The sequence below is a fragment of the Candidatus Nealsonbacteria bacterium genome, assembly GCA_026016225.1.
Classification (GTDB): domain Bacteria; phylum Patescibacteriota; class Minisyncoccia; order Minisyncoccales; family JANBVM01; genus Nealson33H.
Genome location: CP061210.1, coordinates 403,135 through 425,143, shown reverse-complemented (window position 1 = coordinate 425,143; position 22,009 = coordinate 403,135). Strand labels below are relative to the sequence as shown.

Below are 22,009 nucleotides of genomic sequence, written 5' to 3'. Positions count from 1 at the left end.
CGTATAATCTATATTGAAAAAATGAAAAAAGCGAGGTAAGGTTAAATAGGAATAATGCCAAACAAGGTATCTTGTGTGTCAAATTATGAAATTAGATTTAGAAAATGCTTTCAAATCTATATTAAGAGACGATAGAAGGGGTAATAACCCTACTCCTGATCCTTTAAGATTTTCATATGTTACTTTAGATAAAAAGTTAATCTTTAAAGAAATTAAAGAAAAAATAAAAAATGGGAAATATTCAGTTGAACCTTTATTAATGATAGATGTGCCCAAAAGCAATTTTACGATAAGACCTATGGCAAGGCCGGAAATTACTGACTGGATTGCCTATCAAGCCGTTATCAATTATTTAGTCCCCAAAATTATTAGGAAAACAAGCAGACGAAGCTATAGTATGTTAAATTTTAGAGATCCAAGGAGAAGACGAGTTAATGCTTGGAAGAAATTTGATGATAAAAGTCGTGATTTGTATAAATCTGGTAATTTATATGTAGTAATAACAGATATCTCAGGCTATTTCGAAAATATAGACCTTCGCGAGCTACGAAAAAAACTGATAAACTATATAGACAAAAGAGATAAAAATACTACAGAAGTAATAGATTTTCTCCATAATAAAATTTTATTACCTTGGAGCTCTAGACGAGTAGAAAATTTTGGATTGCCGCAGGGACCTACAGCCTCTTCGTTTTTAGGCGATATATATTTAGATAATTTTGATAGAGAAATGGAATCAGAGCCTAGTTATTTCCGTTACATGGATGATATTAGAGTTTTTTGTAAATCAGAAATTAAAGCTAAAAAAGCATTAATTAAAATAGTGAAATCGCTAAGAAAATATAAACTCAATATAAATGCTAAAAAAACAAGGATACTTCGAAACCTTGAGATTGAGAAAGAGTTATTCGATCCCAAGAAGGCGATTTTAGATTCAATTCAAGAAGCTCTCGAGTCTCAGGAGTTTTCTAAGATTCAGGCAATTAAATCAATTCTCCTAAAGGATATTTTTAAAGGAGGATTTTCTGATAAAAATCCTTTTCAAAGACGTCATTTAAATTTTGGTATTTTTCGTTTATCAATATTAAAATCTAGCGGGATTGATTTTAATGAAAAAATTGCTATTGATTTGATACTTGATAATTTTACCAAAAAGCCGCATCACTCCAAAGATTTTTGTAGCTTTCTTACTTTGTTTCCACGAAGTCAAAGAATAAAAGAGTTTCTGATAAAGTTTTTATTCTCTAAAGACAATATTTATGAGTGGCAAGAGCTTCATGTTTTGAGAGCTTTACTAAAAATGAAGATAACTGTTAATAGAAATTTGTTAAAAAAGCTATCCAGAAGATTTTTAGATAAAAATCGGAATTGGGCCGTTAGATCATTATATTGTTTATTAGTAGGGCAATATGGTAGAAATACGGATAGAGAACTCTTAATAGATGAATTTAATTCAGCTGAAAAAAATGAAATTAGAAAGAGTATCGCTTTGGCGGTTCAAGAATTAGGCTTAGCATCAAGAAATGATTTTTATAGAAGTGTTCGAAAAAGGATATGGCCAAAGTCTTTTGTGAATTATATAAAGAATTTACAAAAAGCAATGTATTTCCGTCCCTATGATCGTATTAAAATTGAAACTCTTGGAGAAGAAAAATTCGAAATTATTTATTTCTACAGGGTAAGATAAAAGCGAATTTGGTATTTAAGTTGTATAAGTATCGTACAAGGCATATTAGGCATTATTAGGTAAATAATGTGTGCAGATATCAGACTTAATATTGTGCGACGTTTAATAGCCTATGTAGAGCTATTAGGATAGGGAACTAATCAAAATAATTTGCTATAATAAAAATATGAAAGAGTCACTTAGGGTAACTTTAAAATATACCGGAAAAGATGTTGACGATGGAACGATGTCAATTGAAGACATAATACCGGTTCTTCAGGGATTTGCGAGCGCGTATGGAAAGGTCGTTAGTAATAAAGGATTTACTTCAGAACATAAATTAAGAATTGTTGGTGTAGAAGGGGGCTCATTTGATATATTATTAGAGGCATGGGAATGGATTGGCGCACACTCAGACCAAATACAAGCTATAAGCGCAATGCTGGGGGGAGGTGCTTTTACTGTAGTTACTATTATTCTAGGTGTTATTCAATTAAAGAAACATACTGGAAACCAACCATATACTGAAAAAATAACAGGGGCTGATAATACTCTAATATCGGTTAAAAACAGTAAAAATGTAACAATAGAAATCCCTGTGGATGTGTTCCAGTTATTTAAAGAACGTATTTTAGACCCCGATCTTGCAAAAATTGCTAAACCACTGGAGAAGGGTAGGGTAGATTCGGCAGAAATTAAGGTAATCCATAAAAAAAAGGAGTTGAAAGAAAAAATAACCTTTGATGAAAAAATATATTTTGACACAGAGACTGTTTCAATAACAAAGACAAAAGAGCTCTGGTTAGTTGGAGCCTTTAACTCTTTAACCAAATCAACAAATAAAGGATTCTTTATTTTAAATGACGGAACAAGAGTTACTTATCGTTTTGCTAATGAAAATCCAGAAGAATTATATCCATATTTTCTCTATAAGGGACCCGTAAAAGTGAAGTGTAAGGCTCATATTGATGAGAATTTAAAGGTAACACTTCTTGATGTTTTTGAGGTACAAAAGTTACAAGCAGAGCTTTTTAATAAACAAGAAGAAAAATAGTAAAAATAAAAGCTATCTAGTAAGAGATAGTTTTTTCATGTAAATACCTTATAGGGGAGTACTTGACACCGTGTTTTGACACGGTACAATATATATAGATATAATGTCGCACAATGTAGGTTAAGCGACATTTAATATATATGACAAAAGGGTTCCATTAGAACCTCTCCCCCAAATACTCAATTTTTACTCTTAGAGAATAGGTAAAAATATAAAAAATAATTTATGAAAAAATCAAAGACACCAATTATAAAACATATCCCCGACTTTCTGGATTATTGTGAAGTAGAAAAAGGATTATCTAATAAAACACAGGAAAATTATCAGCGCTACCTCCAGAAGTTCGTCTCCTGGCTAAAAAGGGCAAAAAAAGAGGATTTAAGGCCCCACCAACTGACTACAGACGATATTTGGGACTACCGGCTCTATTTATCAAGATTTAAGCATTATAAGGGTAAACCCCTGAAGAAAATAACCCAGAACTACTATCTAATCGCCCTGAGAGCCCTCCTAAGCTATTTCACAGCCAAAGATATAGTTTCATTGCCTGCTGATAAAATAAAGCTCCCAAAGGACGCTAAAAAGGGAAAAACAGTCAAATTCCTCAGTTTAGAGCAAGTTGAGAGACTTTTACTAGCTCCTGGCACCAAAAGCCCTATTGGTTTAAGAAATAAGGCTATTTTGGAAGCACTTTTCTCAACTGGCTTAAGAATAGCTGAATTAGTGGCCCTCAATAAAGAACAATTTGCCAATATAGAAAACAAAAAAGGGTTGGAGCTCAGTGTTATTGGTAAAGGAGGTCATCCCCGAACAGTCTATTTTTCAGAAAGAGCTTTGTCTTGGCTTAAAAAATATTTGGAAACAAGAAAAGACAAAGAAAAAGCCCTATTTATCAACTATAGATCTAAAAGGGGTGCAGACGCCCGCTTAACGTCTCGTTCTATAGAAAGAATCGTTAAAAAATATGCAATCTTAGCCGGTATCCCTATATTTACTACTCCCCACACTCTCCGCCACAGTATGGCAACCGATCTCCTAACCCAAGGCGTTGATTTAAGAACCATCCAAGAATTTTTGGGCCACAAAAACATTGTCACAACCCAAATATATACTCACGTAACAAGCAAGCGGCTTCGAGACATTCATCGTAAATTCCACAGTGGTAAAAATCTGAAGGAATAAAAAAAACCGTTAGCTGCCTACCCTAATGGTTTTCTCTCACTTATTAAATGTCGCACAATATTAATTGAGTTTATGTTTGTACTCCAAAGTAATATTTTAGCCTTTCTAAATCACAATCCTTTTTCCTCTTCTTTTTATAATAAATTTCTAATAAAGTAATTTTTTGAACAGCCCACCAGAAACCGTATATAACTCTTATGCCGCTGAAACAACCTCTACCTTTTAGATACCTACATCTAAATTTTTTTGCTTTATATACCTTTACTTTTGGATTTATTTTAACTTCTTGATAATGTACAGGGATAGCTCCTACTAATTTCTCTGGGTTGATAATTAAAATTTTTTTGAAGTTCTCTAAATCTGCTCGTATCGTGCGGAATTTCTTTTCTAATTTTTTAACATCCTTATTGAATTCATCAACTTGCTCTATCTTCATATCTCTTACTCCTTTTTTTCATAAGAACGAATACTGAACGGAGGCTCACGATAGAAAACAAGTTCATACTCAATTAGCTCTCCCCTTCCAGTGGCTCTTACCGGAATATCCTTATGCGAGACTTCCTCTATTTGAGAAGCATTGTAAGACCCATATCTCTTTATCATGTTGTCAAGCAACTCTTTTTCATTACCTGAAAGGACTTCTAAATTGGGTTCCTCTAATGCAATATATCTTTTTTTATCATAGCGTCCAATTTTTTCTTTTACTTCTTTAACCTTTTTCTCCGATTTTAGTTCTCCTATTATTTTATTAAAACGCACAGGAGCTGGACCATACTTTATGTTCTTATATTTCTCACCAATAAGATGCTTCTCATAAAGCTCGTAAAAGTCAAAATCTGCAAAATACAAAAGCTTCCACAAGACTGTTTTTCCAAAATTAGGCTTACTCCCGCATTCTTTAATGATGTAATGCAAGATTACCTTATATTTCTTTCTATTCATACCTCTTTTTTTACTATAACATAAAAAACTTTTGTCAAGAATATCTGTTTAAACCAACAAAGGAAAAAAATCTGACAAGCCAATTTTAAAACATATCCCCGATTTCCTTGAGTACTGTGAAGTTGAAAAAGGCCAATGTAAATAAAAAACCGTTAGTCGCCCACTCCAACGATTCTTAACATAGCATTATATAGCTATTTCAAAGATTTTATTTCTTTGTTTAAATCCTTTTATTAATTTAATTTTATCTTTTGGAACATTAAAAAAAATTGGATAAAACATCAATTACTGCTCTATTTGCCTCTCCCCTGATGGGTTTTTCTTTAACCCTAATCTCAAAGCTATCCTCCTTCTTTTTTATTATTTTTTCTTCTTTTGAGGCCGGGAAAACCTTAACTTTAATCAGCATAAAATCATTTTTTATTAACTGATGACGGTTTTTATACCTTATGAGAAGATGGTCTCACAAGGTGTATTGTGCGACGTTAATAAGAATTGTAGTCTAATGACGGCCTAAACGGTTTTTTATGATATTCTCTTAGAATTCCAAATTTTAATTGCAAGCTTAGCGAAATCTTTTTGGCGTGAAATAACTGTATCTTTCGTAAAATCAGGAAAACTAGTCAAGTCTTTGGTGATTTTAATGCGCTTTTCCACTTTATAAACCCGTTTACGCTTCTCTTTAAAAGGTTCATTGGCAGCATCAATGTTCATCCCAGGTGACAATAAAGTTAAATTACCCAACCGTTCTAGATATTCCTCTCGTCCTTCCCAATCGAGTTTTTCTGCCAATATATGTTCGAGCGTAAGGTTGTCCCAAGAAAGAGGTGCTTGCTTTTTACCAATCATAACTTCTTCAATTTTTGAAAGGGTATACCTGGCTATTTTATGATTTGCTGGTATAAATTCAGCGAAAGCCAACTTAAATTGTTCGTCAGCTTTCATGGCATTTTGTCTTTTGAAAATTTCTAAGATTTCCTTAATGGGTTTTCGTTTTCTAAGATTTCTTATCATGTTAAAGAAAACACCCTCAAGGACTTTCGCGTCCCTTTTCAGAATGGTGCTATGGCGAAATGTTAAGATCTCAATCGCATTGCACAAGCTAAGAAAATCTTTTTTCTTTAGAGATTCTTCCCCCGTCAAAAGTAAAGGATAACAACGTGTTGCTCCCAAAGCATCTAAATAAGTAAATGCCGTTCTTTTTTTCGAATCGGTACACTTATTTGGTTTCACAAAATTGATATAGTACTGTAGAGCATATGTTTCTAAATGGTCTAAAAAGTTGTTAATTTTATCGGCCTTACTAACTCGATTACCGTACCAAACCATGAGTTTCTTCCTAGGTGTAGGCTCTTTCCCTTCGTCATTAGCCCAACAATAATGAAGGAGAAACCCTTTTAATTTACCCGAACCAAGCTCCTCTGAAATTTTATCTATCGTCAGAGCACTTTCTTCTACATCAGCTTTCTGCTTGGACGCCTCTGCACAAACACGATTTTTTACTAAATCAGCAATAGATAGATCCATTCCTCTATCATTCAATGTCTCAAAAAATTGATAAACATCGCTGTCGGTACCCAAAAGTATTTCGGTAAATGAAAGTTTCAAAATTCTTCTGTTTATAAAATTAATTATGCCATCTTTACCTTGCTCCTTAATAAGATTGCCGAATTTTTCGCGAAAAAATTGGATTGCTTTGTCTAAATTTTTCCACGAAGACAATTTCTTTTTAATTCGAAATTGCTCGCCAAGTAAAAGATGCTCAAATTTATCTTTATCGCGTTTATTTAAAATTAATGTCATTCGTGATTCTTTCTCCCCAGCTGACTTTTGGTTAATGTAATCCCTCTGAAATTCATGTGCTATATCTTTAGACCCCGCTTGTTCAAGTGTCTCAACAGCAGCACGTAGAAGCAATAGAAGAGTAGCCAATCGTTGTTGACCATCCACAATCTCAAATTTAACAGGGTGTAGGTCGGATTCTGACCCAGGTTTAAAAAGAACTATACCTAAAAAATAACCGGGAGCGTTTTTATATACATCATCCCAAAGTACAGATACCTTATCGATTTCCCAATCATAGGATCTTTGATATAGTGGTACCCGATAGTACTTATCTCGAATTAATTCCTTAAGAGATTTGGGTTTTGGAGCGATAATAGCCATGTTTTAAGAAACTCATTATTTTTTTTACTATTTTTTCTAAAAAATATCTTTCTACTTTCAGAATAGACTGATTTTTTGAAAAACTCAAGGAATAAAAAATCGTCCAACGATGAGCTTTTTCTATTTATCTTTAGACGTTATTTTCTTAATCTAGAACGTAATCCGACTTTAATCAAACCTTCACGTTTAAAATCTGAACTCCACCAATATCTTCTACTAAATTAATTCTTCGACTTTTTCTATATTCGGACAAGATACCTTGTTCGACATTGGTTTATTTTACTTTACTTTTTAGTTTATTAATAATGTCTGGAAGCCATCTTTTTAGAACTCCCACCAAAATTATAATCAAAAAAAGCCACCAGAATGGCTTAATAAAAAAATACCACAAGGCAAACCACGTGCTCTTAACGAGTTCTTTTATAAATTCCCAAGTATCAACTTTAAAAAGAGTAGCCATAATAGTTATTTAATTTTATGATTTTCAATATTCTTCAGTCTTGTTTCTCTTTTTATGCCTCGTCCGACATTAATTGCTCAACGATGGGTTTTTTAATTAAAAATTAGAAACTTTCCATTTTAAGGTAAACTTTCACAAGCTATTCCATCATTATCTCCATCAAGCCGATGAATGTCATTACTTACTCCTCCACAGTATTCAAAAACTGATTGAGCTTCTTCGTGAGTAGAAAACTGTGAGCAATTATATGCATTATAGGAACAAATTATGGATGAGTTAGGAGAAGAAGATTCGGGAGGAGATGTGGGGCTGGAAATTAGACTTTCACAGGCTATTCCATCGTTATCTCCGTCAAGATAGTGGATATCATTACTAACTCCGCCACAATATTCGAATATATTCTGAGCTTCTGCGTGAGTAGAGAAATTAGAACAGTTATAGGCATCGTAAGAACATATTATCTCTTCCTGAGATTCGGTATAACAGGTTCCTCCTGAACAATACTGATAAGAAGCACACTCATAACAGTTAGTTTTGTTAGTTCTGTTATTTGTTATTAAATAGGTGCAAGAATTTCCCAAACAGTAGTAATCACGGTATTCTTGGTTTTGACAGACACATTTCTTGTTTCCCTCACAGCAAGAATACGAAGAACCTCTAGTTACCCAACCATCCGAGCTATTGCAGTTAATACAAGAATTGCAACCACAACTAGTGTCATCGCCCTTACAATAATTAACGCAAATTCCAGAATCACAATACTTACAAGAAAGACAAGTTATATTAGCACAAGGTTCTGGTTCGAGCTCAGGTTCGGGTTGGGGTTGAGATTCAGATTTTTCCTTTTGAGATTCCTTTTGTGATTGAGGGGAGGTTGTTCCTTCTCTATGCCTTCGTGAATTGAAGCAGGAAGTTTTTCTTCAAGCAGAGAAGAGTCTGGCGAAATAATAGCGATAAGAAAGACTAAGCCTAAACACATCAAAGTAGAAATAAACCCCAATTTTAAAATTTTCTTAATTTTTTCTTTCATAGATTAAATTTATCCACCTTCAAAATAGCTCTATTTCTAAAAAAGGTCAATAAAAATAAAAAAACGTTAGTTGTCTACCCTAACGGTTTCTATTAAAAATTAAATGTTGCACAGTATTAATTACTCTATTTCTTCGTTTATTTCTTTTAATGTCTCGAAAATTTCTTTGATAATGCTTTCGAGAGATCCAAACTTCGAGGCCTCCCCATTCCTAAAAAGCTCTTTTGCCAAAGCTACTGCATCTTTATAAAGGTTGGCTTTTGTAAATGGCATTTTATTTTTTAATTATTTAATATACTCAATCGACCTTTTGTTTAGCTTCATCCAATAATTCCTTTGCTTTTTTGCAGGCTTCGTGAGATTGGTAGACTAAATTAGCAATTTTTGTGAGCTAAGTTAAATTTTATAATTTTCTCCATGTATTTTCTAATTTTATCTTAAAACCAATAATTTTGTTTTGAAACCAAGCGCTGCAAAAACATAACCAATATAAAAAGAATGCTCCTATTATAAAGATAAAGACTTTATAAACCCACCAAATATTACCAATACCAATTATGAAAGAAAAAACTGCTAATAAAACACTGAAGGTATAATAAATATAATTCCAGCTTTTTTCTCCTCTCTTCATTCTCATTTGAATAGATGATTTAACATTCACAGAATCTTGCAAAACAACTTCAACAAATTTATGGCCACAAGACAAAAAATGAGTGGTTGTATTTTTTTCTTTGACAGTTTTAATAATCTCCTTTTCTTTATTACAGCCTGTACAAAATTTTGTAGTCATATATTTAAGTAAAATTCAGCCGATGCACGCAATCAAGTTGCGATTTTTGGATAATGAAACAGGTGATCATGAATAAAATTTATTATTGAAATAATTTTTTATCCATGCACTCAATGTAGATAATTCAGAGACATATTCTAACGCAAGCTCGGCCTCTTTCTGTTTAAAAAACTTATACTTTTTAAGTTTTTCATCACCGTAAAAAGCTAAATTTCGCCATAAGTTTAAAGTGAGGCTTCCTAATTTGATACGGGCCATTATTTCATCAATATAGCTTTCCGAAAAATTGAGATATTCTTTTAAAATTTTCTTGATAGCCTCCGTTTCTTTATCAATTAAACTGCTTAATTCATGACCCCAAATTTCACGTACTTCTTTGTCTAAAACTGTAAAAATAAATTTTAAATAAAGTTCAAAAGCTTCTTGCGAGCGCCTTACACTCAAATCATATTCTCCACTGCCTTTTAATCTTTTAGCCTCGCTCTCTATTTTGCGAGCTTTATCTTCTAATTCTTTAATTTTCTCAAAATCTTCCTTGGTCATAAAAAACTTGTTTTAACTTTTTACTCCCAAAAACTAAAACTTTGTTCTTTGGTAAGTTTCACGAATGTCTCGGCAATTTCACTACAACTGAATTAATAATCTTTCAACTTTTAAAAGATTAAATCTTTTTTCTTATTTCTTGTAATGCTCTTGCTACTCCTTCTGGATCGGGAATTATATAATATGCCCTTCTACCACCTCGCGTAGTATCTTCATGCTTTAAAATCCCATAACCAACAAGTAACCTCAAATTTGGAAACCAATTTATTCCCTTTTTCTTGGCTTGCTTCAATACCCAAGCTCCAGCAAATTCACCCCTTGTAATTTTCGCCTCTTCTAAACAAGCTTCAACTATTGGAAGCCAGCCTGAATGTTCTCTCGCTAATCTTTTTACTGCATTATAGCCGGATGTTATATTATTTTCATTCATATGCTGCATCATAATGATGTTTGTCAAGCGTTAAAAAAATACCCAACGAGGGGTTTTTTGCTTTAGTCAAAATAAATATTCTCATGGTCCCTTTTTAATAAATTCTTCCAACAATAACGCACTTATTGCTATTCTATTCAACTTGTTTAGCGTTTTATACATATAAGAATTACTTTTAAACCACGCAATACCATCTAATACAGCAATGCCTATAATTTTATCTCTTTTGATTTTTGTCATTGTTAAAGCTCCATCAAACTGGTTATTTTGTGTTCCACCATAATCAGTTAAAAATTTAGCTTCTCCAAGGATAAATTTATTCTTTGTTTTCAATATAAAGTCTGGTCTTCTTTTTAAACTTCTAATTTTTAACTCATTAATGACGAACTCTTTTAATTTTTTATCACTTCCCTCTAAAAATGCTACTTTATTGGTTTCTTTAAATTCATTCTCTTTTAGAAATGGATATTTTTTTGTTAACAACCAATTTTTAAAACTATGACCAAGCTGCCTTGATGGTGATTTTGGTTTAGCGACTAACTTTAATATAGTACCCAAACCCATCGACAATAATCTTTTGCCAATTCTTTTGATTGTTTTAGGGTTTTTCTTTAATAAGTGGGGGTGTCTTCTCAAAGAAGCAATATAGGGATCGTCTATTGGAAATTTAGATAATTTTAAAAGAGTTTCTATTAAATGTAATTTATTTTTAGTCTTAAGCACATTCTTAACCTTTGCTTTTGTTCCTTTAGGTAAGCCTCTAATTGCTCCCATTTCAATAGGATAGACCTCAAAAAGTCTATCGAGATATCCCCGAGAATTAGCTAAATTTATGCTTTTTTTAACCCATTTATTCATTTTGTCTGAAATAACAATTTTTGATTATTTTCAGGATTAACTTTATTAAAATATATATAATTTATAAATTTGTAAACAAAATCGAAAGATATTCTTTTTCGATCATTGTCTCGATAATTAGTCAGAAAAAGTGATAAATATTTGTCTCTCATTCTATTCAGTTCTTGATTAAAAATATTTATAATTCTTTTTTGTTCTGTAATAGAAATTTTCTCTTTAAAAATGAGATAAATCATATGCCGTGATGATTCTTTACTTACTAAGCATTTAACGCCGTACTTTCTTATATCTTCAAGAGAAATCTTGCCACTATCTGTTCCGCTATCAATTGCTTTTAATAAAATTATATTTGATTTTATTGCATTATAAAGGTCTTCAGAAACTTTTACTCTCTTAATGCTTTCTATGTGGTTGTATGCAGCCGGTATTTCTACTTGACCTCTTTTTCTGCAAACATCTCTCTCGACTAATCTAGAAATTCCTAAATTATTTTTTTGCTTTTTAATAATGTCCAAAAAATCTCCGTGTATGTTCCAAAAAGAATTCCTTTTTAATTCAATGTCAAATATTTTATTCCCTGGGTAAATATGAGTTTTAATAGAAAATCTATCACTTAAGGGATTTTTTTTCTTTTTATAATAAAAAGCTATTACATTATTAGTCGTATCGGGAAAAACCTGATGTTTAAAATAATTCATTTCTACTATCTCAAACTTATCAAAAAATATATTTTTAATTTTTTTTGAATTTCTAGCCGATAAAAAATTTATCGGAACGATAACAATTCCTTCTTCACTATTAAGGATAGAAAAAAGGGAAATCTGATATAAATCTTCAAATTTGGACTTACTAAAATATTTATCCTTTGTTTTCTTGTTCGCTTTGTTAATATTTAAATACGGAGGATTAGTTAAAACAAACTTATATTCTAACGGATTTAAAAGACTATCGTTTGAAAAAATATCTTTTCCGTTTACATATTTATCATCAACATCATAACCTATTACTTTTTTTGCTTTATTACGTTTCGCCCAATCCATTAAATCTCCTTCTCCAGCAAAAGGGTCAACAACTTCTTTACCTTTAATGTACTTATCTAAATCTCTCAAAATGTAGTCTGAGTTCCTGGTCAAAAATTGCCCAAGTTGCTTTTTTTGTCTAATTGCTTGTTTTACTCCCATATTACATAAAACGAAAACTAATTGATTCTACTTTTATAATAACTCTATTTTCTTCAAAAATTCAAAGTAGAATAAATACCTATCTATATGTTTATCCTTAGATACCGCACAATATTTATTTTTTCTCTTTGTCTTCCAGTCTCCTCAGTTCATTTTGTAATTCGGCAAGTTGTTCTAATAAATATTTTATCTGCTCCTCTAAGTCATTTACATTTAAATTTTTAAAATGATAGGGGGCGACTAATGAAAAACTACTTATTATTGAACTACGTTCTTTTTTAAACTTATAGATGGTGTTTTCTAAATTTCTGATTTGCTTTTTTTGCTCTGCTAGTTTCTTTTTTACCTCTCTATTATCTCTAACTTTTAATAATTCTCTTTCTATTGAGGCTATCTTTTCCTTTCCTATAAACAAAGCGGTTTCTTGATTTCTTATAATTTTAGAAAAAATACCCAGTTCGGGCACTACATCAATCCAGTCCTCTATGCCAGCTTGAATGTTAAATTCTGCCATACTTAGATGACGATCTGTTTCTTTTAAGCTTTCTTTAGCTCTTTTACCTTTTACAAATTCTTTAATCCAGCCCCGTATTTTATAAATTTGCTGATTTATAGATTCTAAATTCCTTACTGCAGATCTTCCTTTTTTTTCCAACATTAAGCTACTGAATTCATCCTTAATAAAACCACCAGCCAATCCAGAAAAAAACGCTGCAATTATGGTGACTAATACCGAAAATGGCATGTTTTCTTTATATTTAAAAGAAAGCCAAATAGAAAGAATTGATAAAACTAAAAATATTAAAGGATAAGGACTAAAAAATGCCTGAAGAAAACTGGCCCAATTTTTATATAACTTTGTCTCTTCAAAATTTTCCCAGATTTTCTTAGACATATTTATAATTTTTTAATCATTTTACCAATCATTTCCATTTCATCAGTAAAAAGAATAATTTTATATTTAGGATTTTCCGGCTTTAAAAACTGATACGGGGGTTTGTCTTGAGAAATAAATCGTTTAACAGTAGTGCCATCAGGAGTCTGGGCCAAAACAATATCTCCAGAGGAAAACTCATTTGTTTTTTTGAATAAAACCAAATCCCCATCTTCGATACCGGCCCCTATCATTGAGTTTCCAATAATTCTTGTGACGATTACATTATCAGAAATGATTTCTGTATCTTTTGATAAAGGTATCCAAGCATCAATTTCTTCTATAGCTTCAATAAACTCACCTGCTGAAGTACTACCAACTATCGGAGCCAAGGGCCTGGCACTGATTGCTTTGTATCCCTTTTTGAGAATTCTAATACCCCGGGCTGAACCTTCTTCTCTAATAATCAGGTCTTTTCTTTCCAATACTGTAAAAAAATCTAAAAGTGATTGATTCGAGGATATACCCAACCCTTCTTTTAATTCACTAAAGGAAGGAGGAAAACCGAAATCTTTTATATTATCGTAAATTATCTGTAATACCTCTTTTTGTCTTTTAGTAATATTTTTTTTCTTCATATTCCTTCTTATAATACCGACCATTTGGTCGGGTGTCAAGAATATATCTGTGGATAACTCATTTTCTGGCAATACTAGTTTTAATGTCGCACAACATAGATTGTCCGCTGTTATAAATATAATGTAAAAAATCTGAGAAAAACTCTCGGATATCTAAAATTAAATAATAAATGTTGCACAATATTAAGTCTGACATCTACACACATTATTTGCCAAAGTACAATATAAGTTGACTTGCTTAGAATAACATGCTATTATTCTACTCAGATTATAAGTCGAAACATTTAAACAATCTTTTCTAAAAATAAAGATCGGAAAATAGAACGGCTTAGTAATCAAAAGGTCGCTTTTAATTTAATTCTAACTAAGCGTTCAAATAAGCTTTAAGTTCTGAAACTTAAAGCTTGGATTTACGATCTTAATTTAGTATGTTCAACGACTTTAGAGATCGCCCAAAAAGAGATTTTTCTGACCGAAAGATGTACCAGGGAAATTGGAAATGTGCTGATTGCGGAAAAGAGATAACCGAACTTCCATTTGAGCCGTCAGCAGACAGACCAATTTATTGCAGAGAATGTCATGCCAAGCGAAGAACTCAACGAGGACCTCAAAGATATTAGGCGATAACTCAGAATAATAAAGCCCCGCAAGAATTTTGCGGGGCTTTAGTTATAGTGCTATCCTCACTAATTTTTCAACTTAGGGAATTCATCGTCTTTTAGTAAAAATCGCCATTTTTTATTTGCCCAATAAGAACCAGCATAATCAATACCCACTCTTTTTGCAGCTACAATCTGAGATGGTTTAATATTTACTCCCCTATTTTCCAGCCAAATCCTTTTGCTTTTAATTAGGTCTTCACCGTAAAATGATTTATCCAATTTTAAATATTGACAAAGTTTTCCGGGACCTGAGGCTAAAGTTTTTAGATTTGAATCTAATGCTCTAATTAAAACACATTCTGGTTTTCCTGCTTTATATGTTGAAATATTTAACTGCCAATACATTCCATAAACCAAATAAATATAAATGTGGCCACCAATTAAATATTCTGCTTTATTGCGAGGAGTAACTTTGCCTCCGTAAGCATGGGAGGCTTTATCTTGAGGTCCAATATAAGCTTCTATTTCTATAATTTTACCAGATAGCTTTTTCCTTCCAACCTTTCTAACAATGTATTTACCTAAAAGCTTTTTCGCCACCTCTAAAGTCGATTTAGTGTAAAAACTTCTGGTTAATTTTTTGTTTTTCTTTTTCATTCTATTAAGATAGTTTCTTTAATTATTAAAGAAACTGCTAAAGTAATACTTTATTCTATCAAAAAAAACATCACTTAATGAGTTAATATAAAGAAAAAAAGAGAATAAATAATTTTTCATGAGTGTTAAAGTTTTACAAATTTGGTTTTTACTGTATAATATAAATTATGCTCAAAGTATTTAAAAGATTTTATCAGTTTTTATTTAATTACAAAAAGGCCTTTATTGCCTTCGTTTTTGTGTTGACTATTGCGACAATATTACAAAATCTTACACCCTACATTTACAAACTTTTGGTAGACGCCATCCCATCGGGAAACTATCAATTCCTTTTAAAACTTATCATTTTATTTGCCTGTATCAGAATCGGAGCTAATCTTTTAAATACTTTAAGTTTCTACCTGGGAGATAAAGCTCTTATTCCGGCTGGCAGAGATGCAAGAATTAAAATCTTTAGACGCGTTCAGGATTTAGATTTTGCTTTTCACGTCAATAAAAGTACAGGTTCTTTGATTAGTGCTTTTAAAAGAGGTGATAATGCCTTTTTTAGTCTTTTTCATAACTTAAACATTCACGTATCTAAAATCGTAATCAGTTCCCTGGTTGTTTTGTTTTTCTTCATCCAAATCACACCTTCTATTGCTTTGTTAATGCTTTTAGTTTTTGTTGGTAATACTTTTATTAGTTGGCGTTTGATTAAATTTAATATAAGAAAAAGGGAGATATTCAATAAAGTTGAAGACAGAATCTCCGCGATTATTACTGATAATTTAATAAACTATGAGACTGTTAAATTTTTCGCTCAAGAGAAAAAAGAAGAAAAACGTTTAAAAAAAGAATTCAAAGACTGGTTAGATAAACTTTGGGGATATGCAAATAGTTTTCGCTTAATGGATATTACAATTGGTATCTTATCCAACCTGGGCATGTTAGCTATTCTTTGGATTGTTGTGCAGAAACTGATGATGGGTGAAATCAGCACAGGAGACCTGGTAATGGTCTTTAGTTTTACCACCGGTTTTTATCTCCGTTTTTTTGACCTATTGTTTAGTTTAAGAGAAATTGCCAAAGATTATGCTGATATCCAACGTTATTTTTCAATTCTTGACAACGAAATCTTAATTAAAGACCCTAAAAAGCCAGTTAAAATAAAAGAAGTTAAGGGAGAAATCAGGCTTGAAGAAGTAACTTTTGATTATCCTGATGGGAAAAAAGGTGTTTTAAAAAACATTAATCTATATATTAAACCTGGTAACTCTATTGCCTTTGTAGGTCGTTCCGGAGTCGGAAAAACAACCATTATCCGTCTTTTATTACGATTTTATGACGTTACTAAAGGGAAAATATTAATTGATGGAATTAATATTCGTAATTTTACTAAAAGTCAACTTCGTTCTTTTATTGGAATTGTCCCTCAAGAACCAATACTTTTTAACAACACAATCGGTTTTAATATTTCTTACGGTAATCCTCGGGCAAAAAAAACAGATATTATAAAAGCTACCAAAATGGCAAACCTTTATAACTTTATTGAGAGTTTGCCTTTAAAATATAAAACCCAGGTAGGTGAAAGAGGAATTAAACTTTCCGGAGGCCAAAAGCAACGCTTGGCTATTGCCAGAATGATTTTAACTAACCCAAAAATTATTATTTTTGACGAAGCCACCAGTAATTTGGATTCTGAATCAGAGGTTCTAATTCAAAATGCTTTATGGAAAATTGCTAAAAACAGAACTGTTTTAATTATTGCCCATCGTTTTTCAACACTCAGGAAAGCTGACAAAATTATTGTCTTAGAGGAAAGTCAAATTGCTGAAACAGGCTCACATGATGAATTAATGAAAAAGAAAGGTCTTTATTCTTATCTCTGGCATCTTCAATTTAAATATGAAACAGAGCGAGATATAGAATTGTTAGAATAACCTTTTCTTTCCTTTATTAATCTTTCCTGTTTCAAATTGTTTGGAAGTAAAAATAAATTTTTGAACCGTTAGAATTAACTAACGGTTTCATATTTTTTGGATGCGGCTCTTTTGGAGCTTTTGAAACTTCCTTTTTCGGATGCAAGTATCCACAGTTGCATTTAAAGAAAATTTCTCCATTTATCTCAACCAATTTTCCTGATTGCCTTCGCAACCAAATACCGCATCCTTTACAAAAGTACATTTTTCCACCTCCAATATTGTTTTTTATAAAGAACTATATAAAAAGTCTATCCTTATTCAAAATAAAAAAAGTTTAAAACTTTGTCAACGTCTTCTAATATAAAAGTTCTATTGCAATTTTTAATATACAACACTATCCAAAATTTTTCAAGGTTTTCATTCCACTCCGACAACGCATTCATTAAATAATATAACCTGGTTGTTGTATTGATTAATTAAAACTTCTGTTTCATTAATCAGAATATTATATTGGGAAATTAAAGTATTGTATTTATCAACCATTTCCTTATAGGAACTTCCACGCTTAGGTTTCGTGTTTTTAATCTTTCCCTGTAAAGCAATTAAAGTTTTATGAAGTTCCTCAATTTGATTTTGTTTTAATTTAATTTCTACCTCAAGTATTTCATCTGGCTGAGAACAGGTTGAAAGAGGTACCCCAAAATGCTGTATTGCAAGCCATGTAGACTTTCCTTCAAACATACCTTTTACCGCAGCTACACCAATTTCTTGATAGCGAGTATTCAAAATGTTCTCTCTATGACCTAAACTATCCATCCATGCCTGAACAAGTATTTCATCAGTTTGAAAATCTCCAAGAGCTAAATTCTCCCCAATGATAATAAATTCATAGCCAACATTTACTAATAAATCCCCCACCCCAACACCCAAAGGAGAAGAATGAGCAAAATATTGTTTTTCAAACATATCTTCTACTTTTAGTTCTGCTGAGGCATTTAATTTTTCATTTTCTATAAGAGGAGAAAAGCCATACTTTTCTCTTTGAATATTTGTCCACTTAATTATTCCTTTTTGAGTTAAAAGTGCTTCCGGATTTTCTCTTTGAGACCGGAGAGGTTGGGGTGTTAAAATCTGTTTTTCAGTTTCTTTTATCAAAAAATCTCCAATTTCTTTTTCAAACTGGGGTAATTGCAGAGATAATTCTGAATATATATCCAATAAATCATCCCCCAAAAATAAAAAAATTCCCAGAAAGATTGCAAAGATTATGAGTAATTTATTAAATCTCATAATTTTATTAAAAGCTATTAACAATTTTAATCTTTTAATACTATTGTTTCCTCCCTCTCTGGACCAACAGAAATTATCGTTATTGGTATGCCGACGAGTTCTTTTATTTTGTTCACATAGGTTTTTGCATTTTTAGGCAGGGCTTTAAAACCTTTTCTCAAAATTTCTTTCAACTCATTCCCATCAAGCTCTTTCCATCCATCTAACTCAATGTATAAAGGTTTACATTTTTCTAATGCACTGATGGATGTTGGAAATTCTTTTATAACTTTTCCCTTCAGCTCATAGGCCGTACATATCTTTAATTTTTTTATTCCGCTCAGTACATCTAACTTAGTTAATACTAATTCGTCTAAACTATTTATTCTCTTTGCGTACTTTAAAATTACTGTATCTAACCAGCCGCATCTTCTTGGCCTCCCGGTTGTTGTTCCATATTCTTTCCCTTTTTCTCTTAAAAACTCTCCAATATCATTACTTAACTCCGTAGGAAAAGGTCCAAAACCTACTCGAGTGGTATAAGCTTTAGCAATTCCTATTACTTTATCTATTCTTTTTGGTCCCACTCCAGTACCTGTGCAAGCAGCACCTGCTGTTGTGTTGGAAGATGTAACAAAAGGATATGTTCCATGGTCAACGTCTAATAAAGAGCCCTGAGCTCCTTCAAATAAAATAGTTCTACCTTCGTCTAAGGATTTATTAAGAAATAAAGATGTATCAAAAACAAATTCTTTTATTTTTTCTATGTATAATGAGTATTCTTTGATTATTTTTTGTCTGTAATCTTCCAACTCATCTTTGTTTTTTATTAATCCAAACTCGAGCAATTCCAAGACTTTTAACTCGAGTATCCTTAATAGTTTTTCACTGAACTGTTCAGAGACTAAATCTAAAATTCTTATTGCTTCAGTTCTCTTCATTTTGTCAGCGTAAGTAGGACCTATCCCCCTTCCCGTAGTCCCTATTTTTACCTCTTTTCTCTTTGCTTCTTTTCTCTTATCAAAAATTTTATGGTATGGCATAGTTACATGCGCCTTATAACTTATCAATAAATTTAACTTAATTCCTTCATTTTTTAATGATTCTACCTCCTCTACTAAAACCTTTGGGTCTATCACTACACCATTACCTATTACTGCTATTTTTCTTTGGACTACGCCTGAAGGTATAAGATGAAGTTTGAATACTTTATTACCAACTTTTACGGTATGTCCTGCATTACATCCACCATTGTATCTCACAACTATATCTATTCTTTCGGCGAGAAAATCAACTATTTTTCCCTTACCTTCATCACCCCACTGAGCACCAACAATAATTGTGGAGGGAACGACTTTTTTCATATTCTTTTTTATTCATAAGTTTGCACTAAACTATAAATCCTATCACAGCTCCCAAAAAGCAAAGGAAACTGAAAATTAGGGCAAATTTGAAAAAATTTATCTTTTGAGCAAGTTTTATCAAAAAATGTAAACTAAAAATACCTATTAAAAAGCTGGAGATTAAAGCTGGCCATCCTTCAACAAGAAAAACAGGATTTTTCAAAAATAAATAAACGCTTGAAACTAAAATCACGGGTACTGACATTATATAAGAAACCTTTAATACCTCTGAGGGTTTGGATTCTCCCAGAGATAAACCAAAAATAGTAGAACCTGACCTCGATAATCCCGGAACTACTGCCAAACCTTGCAAAAATCCTGTAATTATTGCTAATTTGTTAAAATCTGTTTTAAAACCTCTCTTTGTTTTATGGAAATAAGCTGTTAATAATAAACCAAAACCCATAATCAACAAAAGACTGTTTCCAATAATCACATTTTTAACTACATTATAAAGCGGATATCCTATTACTAAAGAAACAAGGGTGGATATTATTAAAAAACGCAACAGCTTATAATTCCTTAACATAAAAACCTCTTTCCAATCTTTTCTAAAATAAATTAGAACTGCAAAAACAGTTCCTAAATGTAAAAACAAAGCTATATCAATGGGATTAATATTTTTAACTAAAAATTGACTGCTCAAAGCTACAATTCCTTCACTTGAAATTGGAAACCACTCAAATATTCCCTGAATTATTCCCAAAAAAACGTAAGTCCACATATTTTATTTGTGATTATTTTTAAATTCCGTGTCACAAATATTCAATCTCCAAAACCCTCGTCTGGCAATATTCTTTTTTCCCTCTTCCTTTTTCGTTCTTTTTCTTTCTTTTTTATCTCTCTTTCAAGTTTTCTTCCTACAATAAATCTTTCCCACCTCTCTTTTATTTTTTTTATTAATTCTTTTCTCTCCTTCCCCCTTTTCTCTTCTCTCACTTCTTTTTTGATTTCTTTAATTATTCTCTTTATCTCTTTTTGCTCTTCCTTTTGCCAATTTCTATTTTCTTTTTTTAAATATGACAGTTTTTTCTCCTTCATAGTTCTGGCAATAAATAGTTAATACTAAACTAACGCTTTCAAAAAAAGTTTTCCCTTCTTTAAAAATGATATTATTCTTAGAAACTGTCAAGTACAATTGATGATTAAAACTTGACTCTTTGCTTTAAAGAACAAATATATTTTGAAACAAAAATTGAAGGATTTGACGATAATTGGGTGAGAACTTATTACAAAAAAAGAACAATAACCTTTCCTGCTCTATCTAAAGAATATACTTTTTTAGTTAAAGCAAGAACAAAAAATTCCTTTGACCTAAGCCCGGCTAAAAGGAATTTTTGAATAAATATTTCTCCTTATTTTGAAAAAGTAAAAATTTACAGTGTCAAAAACAAAACGTCTTACGGTCTTTCTTTAATAACTTTAAGCACTATTTTTACAAAGGAAGAAAAAATAAATATCACAAATTGGTCGCTTGAGGGAAAATGAGTAGCATATCTACCTCAATGGTAAAAATATTATTGCCACTAACGATTGTGATATAATCTATCTTCGTGACCAAAATGGTCTCCTAATAGATAAATATTCATACGGTTATCCTGTCTGTTGGTAAATATAATAATTAAGAATTCAATTCTTACTTTTATTAGCGTGTTTTTATCAAGCTAACATCAAACTAATTTATCTCCCAAATCTTCTTTGCCTTCGAGAATAATCTAAAAGAGCTATATTTAAATCCCTTTTACTAAAATCCGGCCAGTATTTTGTAAAAAAATAAAGTTCGGCATAAGCTGCCTGCCATATTAAAAAATTAGAAATACGCTGTTCTTTACCCGTTCTTATAATCATATCTAAATCAGATGCCCAAAGATTTTTCGAGATTAAATCTTCTGTAATTTTATTAACAGAAACTTTCTTTTTTACTATGTTTTTTACGGCTTGAACAATCTCTCCCCTACCCCCGTAACTTAAAGCTAAATTCAGAGTTATTTTTTTGTTCTTTTTTGTCGTCCTCTCAATTTTCTCAATTGCTTTTTGAACGATTTTTGGCAACCTCTCTCTTTCTCCAATTACTCTTACTTTAATTCCTTGTTTAGAAGCTTCTTTTAAATCAACATTCATAGCTTTTTTCACAAGCCCCATTAAATAATCAATTTCTTTTTTTGACCTCTTCCAGTTCTCGGTTGAGAAAACAAATAATGTCAAAATCTTTATCCCTTTTTCCTTGCACCACTCAACTACTTTTTTTATCTTTTCCAATCCTTTTTTGTGTCCTTCAAAAACAGGCAAACCTTTCTCTTTTGCCCATCTTCGATTGCCATCAAGAATAATACCTAAATGTTTTGGTGTTTTTTTCATGT

25 protein-coding genes and 1 pseudogene are annotated in these 22,009 nt (G+C 31.6%); 5 read left to right on the top strand and 21 right to left on the bottom strand.

All coding sequences use genetic code 11. The annotated features are described in order from the left end of the window. Window positions 1-85: 85 nt before the first annotated feature. From IB617_02205 to IB617_02195, 3 genes are all read left to right on the top strand, one after another. Window positions 86-1,687: an RNA-directed DNA polymerase gene (locus tag IB617_02205; GenBank protein ID UZE92948.1), complete on the top strand. Its 1,602-nt coding sequence runs from the start codon at window positions 86-88 to the stop codon at window positions 1,685-1,687. 166 nt (window positions 1,688-1,853) lie between these two features. Beyond that, entirely contained in the window at window positions 1,854-2,720 is an 867-nt protein-coding gene (locus IB617_02200) for a hypothetical protein (GenBank protein UZE92947.1), read from the top strand. Between the two features lie 225 nt (window positions 2,721-2,945). Next, window positions 2,946-3,902, top strand: coding sequence for a tyrosine-type recombinase/integrase (locus IB617_02195; protein UZE92946.1), 957 nt, complete (start codon window positions 2,946-2,948; stop codon window positions 3,900-3,902). Between the two features lie 70 nt (window positions 3,903-3,972). Here IB617_02195 and IB617_02190 read toward each other — a convergent pair whose 3' ends face one another. The 15 genes and pseudogenes from IB617_02190 to lexA all read right to left on the bottom strand — a co-directional run bounded on the left by IB617_02190 (window position 3,973) and on the right by lexA (window position 13,814). Beyond that, complete coding sequence (locus tag IB617_02190) at window positions 3,973-4,338, bottom strand: hypothetical protein (GenBank protein UZE92945.1); 366 nt, start codon at window positions 4,336-4,338, stop codon at window positions 3,973-3,975. Between the two features lie 5 nt (window positions 4,339-4,343). Then, the gene (locus IB617_02185; protein ID UZE92944.1) at window positions 4,344-4,844 is read right to left on the bottom strand and encodes a SocA family protein; all 501 of its coding nucleotides are present in this window, start codon (window positions 4,842-4,844) and stop codon (window positions 4,344-4,346) included. A 259-nt stretch (window positions 4,845-5,103) separates the two neighbouring features. Beyond that, complete coding sequence (locus IB617_02180; GenBank protein ID UZE92943.1) at window positions 5,104-5,253, bottom strand: DUF167 domain-containing protein; 150 nt, start codon at window positions 5,251-5,253, stop codon at window positions 5,104-5,106. Window positions 5,254-5,369: 116 nt separating this feature from the next. Next, entirely contained in the window at window positions 5,370-7,010 is a 1,641-nt protein-coding gene (locus tag IB617_02175; GenBank protein ID UZE92942.1) for a DUF262 domain-containing protein, read from the bottom strand. 274 nt (window positions 7,011-7,284) lie between these two features. Then, window positions 7,285-7,470 (bottom strand): hypothetical protein, encoded by a 186-nt coding sequence (locus IB617_02170; GenBank protein ID UZE92941.1) that lies wholly within the window; start codon window positions 7,468-7,470, stop codon window positions 7,285-7,287. Window positions 7,471-7,787: 317 nt separating this feature from the next. Continuing rightward, a pseudogene (locus IB617_02165) lies at window positions 7,788-8,252 on the bottom strand (excalibur calcium-binding domain-containing protein). Then, window positions 8,249-8,500 carry a hypothetical protein gene (locus IB617_02160; protein UZE92940.1) on the bottom strand — a complete coding sequence of 84 codons (252 nt, stop codon included), beginning with the start codon at window positions 8,498-8,500 and terminating at the stop codon, window positions 8,249-8,251. Before IB617_02160 ends, IB617_02165 begins: the two are co-directional and overlap by 4 nt. A gap of 120 nt (window positions 8,501-8,620) precedes the next feature. Then, entirely contained in the window at window positions 8,621-8,773 is a 153-nt protein-coding gene (locus IB617_02155) for a hypothetical protein (GenBank protein UZE92939.1), read from the bottom strand. A gap of 130 nt (window positions 8,774-8,903) precedes the next feature. Further along, window positions 8,904-9,290, bottom strand: a complete 387-nt coding sequence (locus IB617_02150; protein UZE92938.1) for a hypothetical protein — start codon at window positions 9,288-9,290, stop codon at window positions 8,904-8,906. Window positions 9,291-9,356: 66 nt separating this feature from the next. Continuing rightward, window positions 9,357-9,833: a HEPN domain-containing protein gene (locus IB617_02145; GenBank protein ID UZE92937.1), complete on the bottom strand. Its 477-nt coding sequence runs from the start codon at window positions 9,831-9,833 to the stop codon at window positions 9,357-9,359. Window positions 9,834-9,951: 118 nt separating this feature from the next. Next, window positions 9,952-10,275, bottom strand: a complete 324-nt coding sequence (locus tag IB617_02140) for a hypothetical protein (protein ID UZE92936.1) — start codon at window positions 10,273-10,275, stop codon at window positions 9,952-9,954. Window positions 10,276-10,344: 69 nt separating this feature from the next. Further along, window positions 10,345-11,121, bottom strand: coding sequence for a restriction endonuclease (locus IB617_02135; protein ID UZE92935.1), 777 nt, complete (start codon window positions 11,119-11,121; stop codon window positions 10,345-10,347). Continuing rightward, the gene (locus IB617_02130) at window positions 11,118-12,302 is read right to left on the bottom strand and encodes a hypothetical protein (protein UZE92934.1); all 1,185 of its coding nucleotides are present in this window, start codon (window positions 12,300-12,302) and stop codon (window positions 11,118-11,120) included. Before IB617_02130 ends, IB617_02135 begins: the two co-directional genes overlap by 4 nt. Window positions 12,303-12,417: 115 nt before the next feature. Next, complete coding sequence (locus tag IB617_02125) at window positions 12,418-13,197, bottom strand: hypothetical protein (GenBank protein UZE92933.1); 780 nt, start codon at window positions 13,195-13,197, stop codon at window positions 12,418-12,420. A 2-nt stretch (window positions 13,198-13,199) separates the two neighbouring features. Next, complete coding sequence (lexA, locus tag IB617_02120; protein ID UZE92932.1) at window positions 13,200-13,814, bottom strand: repressor LexA; 615 nt, start codon at window positions 13,812-13,814, stop codon at window positions 13,200-13,202. Between the two features lie 428 nt (window positions 13,815-14,242). Between lexA and IB617_02115 the strand changes: the two genes are divergently transcribed. Continuing rightward, window positions 14,243-14,434 (top strand): hypothetical protein, encoded by a 192-nt coding sequence (locus IB617_02115; GenBank protein ID UZE92931.1) that lies wholly within the window; start codon window positions 14,243-14,245, stop codon window positions 14,432-14,434. 66 nt (window positions 14,435-14,500) lie between these two features. Here the strand turns inward: IB617_02115 and IB617_02110 are convergent, their stop codons facing one another. Continuing rightward, a complete protein-coding gene (locus IB617_02110) occupies window positions 14,501-15,073 on the bottom strand; it encodes a DNA-3-methyladenine glycosylase (GenBank protein ID UZE92930.1) in 573 nt (190 codons plus the stop codon). 167 nt (window positions 15,074-15,240) lie between these two features. On the opposite strand from IB617_02110, the gene IB617_02105 reads away from it, so the two are divergent. After that, window positions 15,241-16,995, top strand: a complete 1,755-nt coding sequence (locus IB617_02105; protein UZE92929.1) for an ABC transporter ATP-binding protein — start codon at window positions 15,241-15,243, stop codon at window positions 16,993-16,995. 399 nt (window positions 16,996-17,394) lie between these two features. On the opposite strand, the gene IB617_02100 is transcribed toward IB617_02105, so the two are convergent. The 5 genes from IB617_02100 to uppS form a co-directional block, all read right to left on the bottom strand. Further along, the gene (locus IB617_02100) at window positions 17,395-18,267 is read right to left on the bottom strand and encodes a hypothetical protein (protein ID UZE92928.1); all 873 of its coding nucleotides are present in this window, start codon (window positions 18,265-18,267) and stop codon (window positions 17,395-17,397) included. Between the two features lie 26 nt (window positions 18,268-18,293). Beyond that, window positions 18,294-19,610 carry an adenylosuccinate synthase gene (locus IB617_02095; protein UZE92927.1) on the bottom strand — a complete coding sequence of 439 codons (1,317 nt, stop codon included), beginning with the start codon at window positions 19,608-19,610 and terminating at the stop codon, window positions 18,294-18,296. Window positions 19,611-19,635: 25 nt separating this feature from the next. Next, entirely contained in the window at window positions 19,636-20,373 is a 738-nt protein-coding gene (locus IB617_02090) for an undecaprenyl-diphosphate phosphatase (GenBank protein ID UZE92926.1), read from the bottom strand. A 41-nt stretch (window positions 20,374-20,414) separates the two neighbouring features. Beyond that, window positions 20,415-20,690 carry a hypothetical protein gene (locus IB617_02085; GenBank protein UZE92925.1) on the bottom strand — a complete coding sequence of 92 codons (276 nt, stop codon included), beginning with the start codon at window positions 20,688-20,690 and terminating at the stop codon, window positions 20,415-20,417. Window positions 20,691-21,329: 639 nt separating this feature from the next. After that, on the bottom strand, window positions 21,330-22,007 hold the full coding sequence (uppS, locus tag IB617_02080; protein UZE92924.1) for a di-trans,poly-cis-decaprenylcistransferase: 678 nt from the start codon (window positions 22,005-22,007) through the stop codon (window positions 21,330-21,332). Window positions 22,008-22,009: the final 2 nt, after the last annotated feature.